Source organism: Lysinibacillus sp. FSL K6-0057 (assembly GCF_038630885.1).
Taxonomy (GTDB): domain Bacteria; phylum Bacillota; class Bacilli; order Bacillales_A; family Planococcaceae; genus Lysinibacillus; species Lysinibacillus fusiformis_F.
Genome location: NZ_CP152047.1, coordinates 586,945 through 599,485, shown reverse-complemented (window position 1 = coordinate 599,485; position 12,541 = coordinate 586,945). Strand labels below are relative to the sequence as shown.

At 38.5% G+C, this 12,541-nt stretch carries 11 protein-coding genes; all 11 read right to left on the bottom strand.

Annotated features, from left to right (window positions below):
- Nucleotides 1-25: 25 nt before the first annotated feature.
- Nucleotides 26-886, bottom strand: a complete 861-nt coding sequence (gene prmC / locus MHB40_RS02820) for a peptide chain release factor N(5)-glutamine methyltransferase (RefSeq protein ID WP_342533852.1) — start codon at nucleotides 884-886, stop codon at nucleotides 26-28.
- Complete coding sequence (prfA, locus tag MHB40_RS02815; protein WP_342533851.1) at nucleotides 873-1,949, bottom strand: peptide chain release factor 1; 1,077 nt, start codon at nucleotides 1,947-1,949, stop codon at nucleotides 873-875. Before prfA ends, prmC begins: the two co-directional genes overlap by 14 nt.
- Before the next feature lie 173 nt (nucleotides 1,950-2,122).
- Entirely contained in the window at nucleotides 2,123-2,695 is a 573-nt protein-coding gene (locus MHB40_RS02810; protein WP_342533850.1) for a thymidine kinase, read from the bottom strand.
- A 115-nt stretch (nucleotides 2,696-2,810) separates the two neighbouring features.
- Nucleotides 2,811-3,014: a 50S ribosomal protein L31 gene (gene rpmE / locus MHB40_RS02805; protein ID WP_004269457.1), complete on the bottom strand. Its 204-nt coding sequence runs from the start codon at nucleotides 3,012-3,014 to the stop codon at nucleotides 2,811-2,813.
- Nucleotides 3,015-3,217: 203 nt separating this feature from the next.
- Complete coding sequence (locus MHB40_RS02800; protein ID WP_205446813.1) at nucleotides 3,218-4,267, bottom strand: NAD(P)/FAD-dependent oxidoreductase; 1,050 nt, start codon at nucleotides 4,265-4,267, stop codon at nucleotides 3,218-3,220.
- A 110-nt stretch (nucleotides 4,268-4,377) separates the two neighbouring features.
- Nucleotides 4,378-5,412 (bottom strand): iron ABC transporter permease, encoded by a 1,035-nt coding sequence (locus tag MHB40_RS02795; RefSeq protein ID WP_342533849.1) that lies wholly within the window; start codon nucleotides 5,410-5,412, stop codon nucleotides 4,378-4,380.
- On the bottom strand, nucleotides 5,409-6,461 hold the full coding sequence (locus tag MHB40_RS02790; RefSeq protein ID WP_342533848.1) for an iron ABC transporter permease: 1,053 nt from the start codon (nucleotides 6,459-6,461) through the stop codon (nucleotides 5,409-5,411). The genes MHB40_RS02795 and MHB40_RS02790 overlap by 4 nt, the downstream gene beginning before the upstream one ends.
- Before the next feature lie 45 nt (nucleotides 6,462-6,506).
- Nucleotides 6,507-7,301: an ABC transporter ATP-binding protein gene (locus MHB40_RS02785; RefSeq protein ID WP_205446807.1), complete on the bottom strand. Its 795-nt coding sequence runs from the start codon at nucleotides 7,299-7,301 to the stop codon at nucleotides 6,507-6,509.
- A 37-nt stretch (nucleotides 7,302-7,338) separates the two neighbouring features.
- Nucleotides 7,339-9,063 carry an ABC transporter ATP-binding protein gene (locus MHB40_RS02780; RefSeq protein WP_342533847.1) on the bottom strand — a complete coding sequence of 575 codons (1,725 nt, stop codon included), beginning with the start codon at nucleotides 9,061-9,063 and terminating at the stop codon, nucleotides 7,339-7,341.
- A 77-nt stretch (nucleotides 9,064-9,140) separates the two neighbouring features.
- Nucleotides 9,141-11,042, bottom strand: a complete 1,902-nt coding sequence (locus tag MHB40_RS02775) for an AraC family transcriptional regulator (protein ID WP_342533846.1) — start codon at nucleotides 11,040-11,042, stop codon at nucleotides 9,141-9,143.
- A 133-nt stretch (nucleotides 11,043-11,175) separates the two neighbouring features.
- The gene (gene rho / locus MHB40_RS02770; RefSeq protein ID WP_205446801.1) at nucleotides 11,176-12,459 is read right to left on the bottom strand and encodes a transcription termination factor Rho; all 1,284 of its coding nucleotides are present in this window, start codon (nucleotides 12,457-12,459) and stop codon (nucleotides 11,176-11,178) included.
- Between the last annotated feature and the right edge of the window lie 82 nt (nucleotides 12,460-12,541).

Here is a 12,541-nt window from a genome sequence, read left to right as displayed (position 1 = left end):
ACATTGTTGGCAAGATTAAGAAACTTTATACATGAATCTCACAAAAAATCATTCGAGGTTTACCATTAATATCTTTTTCTACTGAAACTGTCGCCTGTGGAAAACTATCTTGAAAGAGTTTGGCTACTTTCTCCCCCTGTGTATAACCGATTTCTAATCCAATCAATGCTGGCCTATTCATATACGCTGGTAATTGTTCAGCTAATTTTCTATATAAAATAAGACCGTCTTCCTCTGCAAAGAGGGCACTATGCGGCTCATGCTCTAGAACAACACTGGACATTTCTTGTGCCTCATCAAAAGCGATATATGGTGGGTTCGATAAAACAATATCAAATTTCTCTCCTGCAAGTGGCGCGGCTAAATCTCCCAATCTAAAATCAATATCCGCCTCTAATTGCTGTGCATTTTTTTGTGCGGTTGCTAGTGCATCTTTCGATAAATCAGTTGCTATGACTGTTAACGCGGGACATTCTAGCTTCATTGAAATAGCTATGGCTCCACTGCCTGTACCGATATCAGCCAGCTTCAATGCTTGCTTTGTAAATAGTTTAGGTAGTCGATTAATTGTTCCAAGTACCAATTCCTCTGTTTCAGGTCGCGGTATTAAGACAGATTCATCCACTAGAAAAGAACGTCCATAAAATTCCTCACGCCCAACACAATATTGTACAGGGCGTCCACTCGCATGTTCTTCTATGAGCTCATTAAATCTCATTTGCTGTACTGCTGTTAATTCATCCTGCAAATGCAACATAACCTCTGCATAACTAGTACCAAGCACATGTTGCATGACAATACGCGCTGCTGTTTGTTCACGACCATTATCCACTAAAAAAGAAGAAGCCCACTCAAGGGCCTCCATTACATTTTTATAAGTCATCATTTAAGCGCTCTAACTTCGATGCTTGTTCTTCTAAAATTAGAGCATCGATAATCTCGTCTAGTCTACCTTCGACGATTTGGTCTAGCTTTTGAATCGTTAAACCGATACGGTGATCAGTTACACGGTTTTGTGGATAATTGTATGTGCGAATTCGCTCAGAGCGATCGCCAGAGCCAACAGCAGATTTACGTGTAGCATCAATCTCTTTTTGTGCTTCCTGCAAATACATATCTGCAACACGAGCACGTAGAATCTTCATTGCCTTTTCACGGTTTTTAATTTGTGAACGTTCATCCTGCATCGAAACCACAACACCTGTCGGTAAATGGGTCATACGAACAGCAGACATCGTTGTATTTACAGATTGACCACCCGCACCAGAAGATGCAAATGTATCTACACGGATATCTTTTTCATGGATTTCAACATCTACTTCCTCAACTTCAGGTAAGCAAGCAACTGTTGCTGTGGATGTATGAATTCGGCCTTGTGATTCTGTAGCAGGGACACGTTGTACACGGTGCGCGCCGTTTTCAAATTTGAATTTTGAATAGGCTCCTTGTCCGTTAATCATAAAGATTACTTCTTTATAGCCGCCCATTGGGTTTGGCGTAGCTTCCATAATATCAATTTTCCAGCCTTGCGTTTCTGCATAGCGGGAGTACATACGGAACAAGTCACCTGCAAAAATATTGGCCTCATCACCACCAGCTGCGCCACGGATTTCCATAATAACGTTCTTATTATCATTGGGATCTTTTGGAATTAATAAAATGCGTAAACGTTCTTCTAACTCTTCCTGCTGTGCTTTTAATAGGTTAAATTCTTCCTTTACCATTTCATGCATATCAGGATCTTTTTCGCTATCTAACATTTCACGTGTGTCTACTAGTTGCTCTTTAACATTTTTATATTCTCGATAAGTATCTACTGTCTCTTGGATATCTGATTGTTCCTTGGAATATTCGCGTAATTTCTTACTATCATTAACAATATCCGGATCGCTCAAAAGCTCTGTTAGCCTTTCATAACGATCTTCCACTGCCTGTAATCGATCAAACATGGATTTCACCTCTATTTAGTTTTTTAAGATGCTCCTTTTTTACAGAGAAGCCGCTTCAATCAAAATTACGCTTAGGCGTAATGGCTTTTTCATTTCTTATTTCCACTACTTAGTATAAGGAAAATTTCACATGTATGCTACTTTTTCTTAGCGCTGTTACATGCTATTTAGCTTTATAGTGGTGGATTTGCGTGACATTTTCGGCAAACAGGATAATACGAATCATTGCCACCGATTTGAATTTGATCACCTGTGTAAACTGGCTTTCCACTTTCATCTACTCGCAAATTCATTGTTGCTTTTTTATGACAGAACCAGCAAATTGTTTTCATTTCCTCAATTTTATCTGCATATGTAAGCATGTACTGGCTACCTTCAAATAGCTCATTTTGGAAATCATTTTTTAAACCAAAGCCCATTACGGGGATGTCCAATTTATCCACAATGTTAGCTAGTTGTAAAACATGTGCCTTTTTTAAAAATTGAACTTCATCCACAAGCACACAGTAAGGTTTAACAGCATTACTTTTCACTATTTCAAAAATATTTGTATCTTCATAAACAGGAATGGCTTGTTGTCGTAAACCTACCCGACTGGAAACAAAGCCCACCTCATCACGCGTATCTAGACCTGAAGTAAATATCATTACAGGCTTTTGTTGTTCTTCATAATTATGGGCAACTTTTAGAATTTCTATTGATTTCCCACTATTCATTGCACCATGTTTAAAATATAGCTGTGCCACTTTGTCTTCTCCCTTTCTTTGCGTCAATCTGGATTTTGAAAAGACTTGCATCAACGTAATTATTTACTGAAAAAAATACCTGCCAAGCGCATGCTTGGCAGGTATTAAACTAACATTAGTTTTTAAGACCGTATTTTTTGTTGAAACGATCCACGCGACCATCAGCAGACGCGAATTTTTGACGGCCAGTGTAGAATGGGTGACATTCGTTGCAGAACTCGACAACGATGTTTTCTTTTACTGAACCAGTTTTGAAAGTGTTCCCACAAGAGCAAGTTACTGTTGCTTCTTTGTAGTCTGGATGAATTCCTTGTTTCATATTCGTTTTCTCCTCTCGCCCTGAACCATCTGGAACAGAGTATTATCGAACTGTACCTTACATAGCCCGAATATGTCGACTACAAAAATTGTGTCGAAGTGGAACGTCAGCTACATATGTACACGTTGCATACTTTTGAAGTATAGCATAGTCATTTTATCATTTTCAAGTAAAAAATATTAACTGGGAGCCTTCCCTAATTCTTATCCGCGAACTTCACGATAGTCATTATCTACTAACCCAATTTTTTCATTTCGTTCTTTGAAGCGAATATTATGGGACGATACATAGGCTACTTTCGGTGCATCTGGTTCCAAATAGAGTTTGGCACTATTTAATGCTAGTACCCCATCCGTAAATGCACCTGCTATTAATCTGACTTTACTAGGATGATCAATAAAATCACCAGCGCCATAGATTCCTGCTACGTTCGTTTCACGATTCTCATTGACAATCGCTACGCCATCTTGGATGTTTAATCCCCATTCTTCAAGTGCACCGTAATCACATTTTAAACCATGATTTACAATGACAGCATCTACTTCTACTCGTTCCATTTCATCGGTTTCTTTATTGACAATGGATACGTATTGAATTAGATCACCGTCCCCATGCAATTGAACAACTTCATAAGGCGTTTTTACACGAACTGAAGATTCCTTCATGCGCAAGACATTCTTTTCATGACCACCAAAATCATCTCGACGATGCACAACTGTAACACTTGCTGCAATTGGCTCGAGCTCATTTGCCCAATCGACCGCAGAATTGCCACCACCTGAAATTAACACATGCTTGTTTCGGAAAATTTCTAATTCCTGTACTGTATAATGTAAATTCGTTACTTCATAGCGATCTGCTCCTTCTATTTCAAGCTTTTGCATAGAAAGAACGCCATAACCTACTGCTAAAATAACGGTTTTAGAATAATGCTTTTCACCTGTAGAGGATGTTAAAATAAATGTTCCATCCTGTTGTTTATCTAATTTTTCCACCTTTTGATTTAAGACAATCGTAGGATCAAATGTTTCAGCTTGCTCCACAAGTTGTTTAATAAGCTGCCCGCCTAAAATAGGTGTTACTCCACCAACATCCCAAATCATTTTTTCAGGATAAATTAACATACGACCACCTAGTTGTGAGCTATATTCGATAATCTTCGTTTTTAAATCTCGCATTCCACTATAAAAGGCAGTATAAAGCCCTGCTGGACCACCGCCAACAATCGTAACATCATATAGTTCTTCTGACATTTCTCCTTCTCCATCCCCTTCTAACTTGATTCAAACGTTAAATGTTTGATAAGTATTAATCTAATTTTCCCTTGATGGCAATACTATTTATACAACGGAAAAAGCGCCATTTATTCTTTTAATCGTGCTAGTAAATATAAGAAATAAGGTGCGCCTAAAACTGCTACCACAATCCCTGCTGGAATTTCTGAAGGTTCTAAAATCGAACGACCGATTGTATCAGCCATTAACACTAAAAAACCTCCTAATAATGCTGCAGTTGGCAATAAAAATTGGTGTTTGGCGCCAACAAGCTGTCGAGCTAAATGTGGCGCTACAAGTCCTACGAAACCAATACCACCACTTACAGAAACACTAGCTCCAGCTAAACCAACAGCAGCAGCCAACAGCCAACGTCGCTCTTTTTCAATTGAAGCACCAAGTCCTACCGCTGTTAATTCACCTAAATTCAATATGTTTAATACACGTGATTTTGAATAGACGAAGGGCAATAAGATGACTAACCATGGTAATAATGACAGAACAAATCTCCAATTTGAGCCCCAAATGCTACCTGCTAGCCATGTTGCGACAAATTGATAGTTCTCTGGTGATAGACGTAGTGTTAGCACAATCATAGCCGAGCTAATCCCTGCTGCCACAGCTACCCCTGTTAAAATTAAACGCATTGGTGTAATACCTTCATGGCGTCGATAAGAAAGTGAATAAATCAGTACTGCTGTCAAACCTGCTCCTACAAAAGCCAGTATCGGCAGTAAATAAACTGGCGCTGCTTTCGTAGTTGGGAAAAATGACACATAGAGCATAACGGCAAGACCTGCCCCAGCATTAATCCCTAAGATTCCTGGGTCTGCTAAAGCATTTTTAGAAATGCCCTGTAAAATAGCGCCTGAAATAGCTAAACCCATACCTACTAAGACAGCAATCACAATTCTTGGAAGTCTGAACTCATATAAAATAAGTTGCTGTTGTGCATCACCTTGACCAAAAAGTGTCCGAAGAACTTCCATTGGTGTTAGTTTAATTACCCCTGTATTCATACTTATGACAAAGGTAATAATGATTAACACAATGAGCGTAGCAAGAATGGAGAAATTTTTCCTTTTCGCTTTCAGCTGACTTGGTGTTAAATAGCTGTTACTCATAGTTCTTTTCCTCCTTTTCGAGCTAAATAAAGGAAGAATGGTACACCGATAAAGGCTATGAGCGCACCAATTGGTGTTTCATAAGGTGGATTGATCACACGTGCTACTAAATCAGCTAACACAACAAGCAATGCTCCATATACCAAGGAACAAGCGATAATCCAGCGATAATCATGACCAACTATGTATCTCGTTAAATGAGGGATAATTAACCCTACAAAACCAACCGCACCGACAACAGATACTGCTGCACCCGCTAAAACTAAAACAATAATCATTCCCCATACTTTTACCACAGCAGTACGTTGCCCAAGCCCGACTGCAATTTCTTCACCTAAACTTAGCACTGTGATGGAACGCGATAGGATAAGAGCTCCTATCATCGCAACAAATATCCATGGAGATAAAATTTGTAGATGACTCCATTTTGTGCCTGAAACACCGCCCGCATACCAAAATGCTAGGTCTTGTCCAATACGAAAATAAAGAGCAATCCCTTCTCCTAGCGCTCCAAGTAATGCACTAACAGCAGCTCCGGCTAAAACTAGTCGCATAGGTGTTAAGCCACCTTTAGAAAGTGAGCCAATACCGTAAACGATGGCAACACCAAGACCTGCACCTACAAAGGACCATAAAATTAAAAACATATAAGGCAGACCAGGGAAAAAGGCAAAACACACAGCTAACATAAAGGCAGCTCCTGAGTTCAAGCCTAATAATCCGGAGTCAGCTAATGGGTTACGTGTCATCCCCTGCATAATCGCACCTGCTACTGCAAAGCTTGCACCAACTAATGCTGCTCCCAGTACCCGTGGTAAGCGAATATCATGGATAATTTGATGTGTTGTTAATTCTGGTGAAAAATGGGTAACTGCTGTCCAAACAGTACCCAATGAAATATCTGCAGCACCAAAAGAAATTGATAAGCCAATGGCAAATATTAATCCAATAACTCCTACGATTAAAGCCACTACTCCACGGATCGGATGAGATCGCTTCTGTAGCTCTTCTAAATCGTTGAGCTCTCCTACTCCTGTCGACGTAGTCATTTTATTTCCTCCTCATAACTTCCAAATAACCATACTAACTAGCTTTTATTTTTTCATATCGTACAACTGATAAGATAGGCAGATTGGATTTTTACTATAGGGACATACAGCCATTTCAGCATCGATATTAAATACCTTTTGTAAATTTTCTTTTGTCATCACTTCTTTTGGACTGCCATTCACCATTAAATTGCCGTCTCTCATGGCCATCATAAAATGAGAGAATCGTGATGCATGATTTAAATCATGTAAAACCATGATAATTGTTCGTCCTTCTTCCTTATTTAGTTTTTGCAGCAGCAATAAAATATCAAGCTGATGTGCTAAATCTAAATAAGTTGTTGGTTCATCCAGTACTAAAATATCCGTGCCTTGCGCCAATGCCATGGCAATCCATACTCTTTGACGCTGACCACCTGATAATGCTTCAATTGGTCGATCACTAAATTCCCTTAGCCCCGTAACATCGATAGCCCAATGGATATATTCATAGTCTTCCTTTTGCAATGTACCAAACCCTACTTGATGCGGAAACCTACCATAGGATACTAGCTCAAAAACCGTTAATCCTCCTGGTGCTGTTGCTGTTTGAGGTAAAATAGCCATTCTTTTAGCCACTTCTTTAGTCTTTAATTGATGTATAGCTTTGCCATCTAAATAGACAGCTCCATTTTGTGTGCGTAATACACGTGCAACAGCCTTTAGTAAAGTAGACTTGCCACAGCCATTTGGACCGATAATCGTGGAGATTTCCCCTTTCGGAATCTCCACACTTAAATCATTGACGATGAGCGCTGAGGAATAACCAATCGCAACATGATCTATTTCGAGTACTGACATCTTTAACTTCCTTTCATTTTTGAGAATGCTATTGATTTTAAATTTGTAAACCGAATTGAGCTGTATACAAGCCATAATATGCATTTTGGCGTTCCATTAATTGCTCGTGTGTGCCCTCTTCAATGATGCCCTTTTTCGATACAACGACAATTCTGTCTGCATCCTTAATTGTTGCTAAGCGATGGGCAATCACTAATGTAGTACGACCGATGGAAAGCTCGTTTAGGGCTTGCTGGATAGCTTGTTCTGTTTCTGTGTCCAATGCAGATGTTGCTTCATCCAGTATTAAGATTTTTGGGTTTTTCAAGAAAATACGGGCAATCGATAATCGTTGTTTTTGACCACCTGATAATTTCACGCCACGCTCACCAATTAATGTATCCATGCCCTCTGGTAAAGCATTGATCACATCTGTCAGTTGTGCTCGTTGTGCGGCATACCAAATATCTTCTTCACTGGCATTTAAATCACCATAGGCTATGTTTTCACGAATGGTACCATCGAATAAAAAGACATCTTGCTGAACAATCCCAATATGCGAACGTAAAGATTGCAGTTTAAAATCTCGTATATCAATACCATCAATTTTGATGGAACCTTCATTTACTTCATAAAAACGTGGCAATAAACTACAGATTGTAGATTTCCCTGCACCAGATGGACCTACCAAGGCAACGGTTTCACCAGGATTTACTTTTAAATTAATATGATGTAGGGCACGATTATTGGCAGCGTAGCCAAACGATACATTTGAGAAAGTAATGGCGCCCTCAATTTCCTCAACCGCTTTTGCCTCTGGACGATCAGCAATTTCAGGTTCCGTTTCTAGAAATTCGATATACCGTCTAAATCCTGCCATACCTTTCGGATAGCTTTCTATAAACATATTGATTTTGTTAATCGGGCCTAAGAGAATGCCTGACAGTAAAATAAATGCGATAAAATCACCATTTGTTAAATGTCCATTTAACACAAAATACGCTCCTACAGATAAAGTGAAGAGTGATAAGACCTTCGTGAGTATGCCTGAAATAGCTTCATTCCAAGCCATTACTTTATAGGAGAACAGCTTTGTCATACGGAATCTTTCATTATTTACTTTAAAGCGTTTAATCTCATGATCCTCATTTGTAAAAGCCTGTACAACACGAATACCACTTACATTGTTTTCAACACGTGCATTGAAATCTGCGATATCTCCAAACATTTGACGGAATGCTTTGGACATTAATTTACCAAAAATAATGGTTAAAATTAAGATGATCGGTACTAGTAGGAAAATAAGAATCGTAAAGGTTGGATCAATATAGTACATGACACCGAATGTTCCAATAATCGTCATTGCTGCAATAAAGATATCCTCTGGACCATGGTGAGCAAGTTCGCCAATATCCATTAAGTCATTCGTTAAACGAGAAACAAGATGCCCTGTTTTATTGTTATCAAAATATCTAAAGGATAGCTTTTGTACATGGCTGAAGGATTCTTTTCTCATATCCGTCTCTATATTAATGCCCAGCATATGTCCCCAATACGAAACGATAAAATGAAGAATGGAGTTAAAAATGTATAATCCAAACAGCAACAAACTTGCCATAATGATCCACTTTATTTCCCCATCTGGCAGAATATCATCTATTACCTTATTTAAAACAATTGGAAACGCTAGCTCGATTAGTGCCACTAATATGGCACAGCTAAAATCTAAAATAAATAAGCCTTTATAGGGCCTATAATATGAAAAAAAGCGCCGTAATAACATGGTGTAGCCTCCTATTGTGATCTCGTTTTACGTATCTAATAAATGAGCTATCAACTATAGCTCTCATGTTTTCTCAGTTATTGTTGATGAGCCTTCGTAAAATCAACTATTTTGTCAGCTAGTTCTTCAGCTTGATGTAAGCCAGAGAGCGGATCAGAAGCAAAATAATATTCAGATGGAAGCTCTAATACTTGATTATTTTTAACGACATCTAAATTTGTCCATGTTGCTGGCAACTGGCCATCTTTGTTAAAGAAATTAATCATGAAGTTATAGTCACCTACATAATCACCTACTACTTCATAGGAAATCTCATAACGTCCATTACTTGCTTCCTTTGTATCAAAAATCTCCTGCACCTTTTCTTGAGGTTTCATGCCCAAAATTTGATAGAGCGCTCTACCGCCCGATACACTTGATTGCCCTACAATCGTTGCATTTTTTTCAAACATTTCATAAATAGTAAATGTGGATCCTTCTGGAATCACATCCATGATTTTTTCTTTAGCTCTTGCTATACGATCTTCAAATTCTTTTGTAAAGGCCTTAGCCTCTTCTTGTCTTCCTAAGTAATTCCCCATTGCCTTAATCTCCTCAATCGCTGATTGATGGGCATCTTCAGCGAAGACAATTGTCGGGGCAATTTTTTCATATTTCGCTACATCTTCCACATTCCAAGTAATAATCAAGTCTGGCTTTAACTCTAAAACTTTTTCTAATGATACCTTACCATCTGTACCAATATTCGTAATTTCCCCATCCTTATAGTGTTGCTTTAAGAAAGCTGCATAATCAAGGTTAGCCGTGACGCCTCCAACTGGTACAACATCTAACGCTAAAATTTGCCCAAGATACCAATCGGTTACGATTCTCTCTGCCTTTACTGGAATTTCTACTTCGCGTCCACTATCATCTGTTACGGTTCTAGTCTCTGCCGTATCAGGCGAAGTTTGTTCGTCAACCTTAGATTGGCTCGTATCTTCATTACATGCTGCCAGTAACACAATCAGGCCTAGTAAAAAAGGTAGCTTTATATGCTGAATCATCTTGCTCATCATGATTTCATTTTCTCCATTCTCAAATCGTTTTGCTTGCGCGAGCTGATTATTATTGTATTGAAAATGATTCTCATTTGTAATGGCAATTTCGGATATACTAGCTGTATATTTCAGCCTAAAGCTACTTGGAGCCATATTTGTTGCTTTTTTAAAAGCACGACTAAAATAATATTCATCTTCAAACCCAAGAGAAATGGCAATTTCTTTTATGCCATATTGATTGGTTAGTAAATACTGCTTAGCTTGCTCTATTCTCAATTGTTGTAAATAAATTTGTGGACCTATTTCATAACGCGCTTTAAAGATGCGTAATAAATGCCGTGTACTAATCTGAAGCATATCTGCTAATGTCTGTATAGATAGTGGTTGATGAATGTGTTGCTTAATAAACAATCGTGCAGATTCTGCCTTATCCATCTCATGTGGTTTCCCTTGCCCTTCCGCTAATTCTCGAAAGACATGGTAGATAAGCTCATAGAAGGAGGCCTTTACGGATAAATGCTCCTGAATAGAGCCAGATTGCCATTTACTGTACATATCTTGAAGGATACTGTGAATGACGATCGGATTAGCGGGTACACAAGAGAAATGTGTTTGAAATGGTTGATAGTGCATGTGCAAATGTTGCATAAAAGCATCTTTGTACATGACATCCCCTTTATAGCTAATGAGAAAATAGCTAACACTCTGTTGTGCTGTAATCTGAAGACATTGAGATTTTCCTATATGAAAAATACTGAAGCGCTGCACATGATAGGGTTGATCATCAATGACAATCTGTGCAACACCTGCTGTGACAATAAGAAACGAGCTATATGTTAAAACCTTTGACACATGAACATCTGATTTATTTATGTAATCGATTTGCTTCAACTGGATAAATGCATTTTGCCAAAGAAGCATATAGGCATCATAATTCATCTTCGTCTCCTTCAAAATACATATTTACTTACTATTATATTGATAATGATTATCAATTTCAATATACATTTATAAAATAAAACTTATACAAAAAAATCACCATTGACAATTTGCTCGTCAATGGTGATGCCTTTTATAAAAGCCCCTTACCTTTTGTTGCTTTTTTCATATCTTCGTTCAGCTTTTCAAAAAATTCTTCATTTGATTTTGTGGTACGTATTTTTTTCAGGAAGCGCTCTGCAAAATCAGGTGCATCAGAAAATGTTTTACGAATTGCCCATAGTTTTTCAAGTTGTTCTGGCTCAAGAAGAAGCTCTTCTTTACGTGTACCTGAACGACGAATATCAAGCGCAGGGAATATACGGCGTTCTGCTAACTGACGATCAAGATGAAGCTCTAAGTTCCCTGTTCCCTTAAATTCTTCATAGATAACTTCATCCATACGAGACCCTGTATCTACTAAAGCGGTCGCTAAAATTGTTAAACTACCACCTTCTTCAATATTACGAGCTGAACCAAAGAAACGTTTTGGTCTATGGAATGCTGCAGGATCAATACCACCAGAAAGTGTACGTCCACTTGGAGGAATTACCAAGTTATAAGCACGCGCTAAACGTGTAATGGAGTCCATTAAAATAATTACATCACGCTTATGTTCCACTAAACGTCGTGCACGTTCTAATACTATTTCAGCCACTTTCACGTGGTTCTCAGGTACTTCATCAAATGTCGAGCTGACAACATCTGCATTGACAGACCGTTCAATATCTGTCACTTCCTCAGGACGTTCATCAATCAGTAAGACAATCAACTCCGCTTGTGGATGATTGGTTGTAATAGCGTTCGCGATCTCTTTTAATAAAGACGTTTTCCCTGCCTTTGGCGGAGCCACAATTAAACCACGTTGTCCAAAGCCTACAGGTGCCACTAAATCCATTATACGTGTCGATAAATTGCGTTGGTTTGTTTCAAGCTTAATTTGTCGATTTGGATATAAAGGGGTTAGTGCTGGAAAATGAACACGTTCCTTCGCTACCTCAGGATCTTCACCATTGACAGCATCTACTTGTAATAGGCCATAATAGCGTTCATTTTCCTTTGGTGGTCGCACCTTTCCTGACACCTTGTCCCCATTACGTAAGTCAAAGCGACGGATTTGGGATGCAGAAATATAAATATCTTCTTTACTTGGTGAGTAGTTGATTGGTCGTAGGAAGCCAAAGCCCTCTTGCGAAACAATTTCTAGTACGCCTTCCATAAAGAAATAGCCCTCTTGCTCTGAACGCGTTTTCAAAATAGCAAATATTAATTCTTTTTTCGTTAGCTTGCTATAATATGAAATTTTATATTGGCGTGCAAGGGCGTAAAGCTCTTTTAACGTCATGTTTTCTAATTGAGCGATTGTCAATGCAGACATATGCACAACTCCAGTCTTTTTCAAAATATAATACAATTTTATGGGGTTATCATTGAAGTTTACGATCGGCTCTGCTATTGCT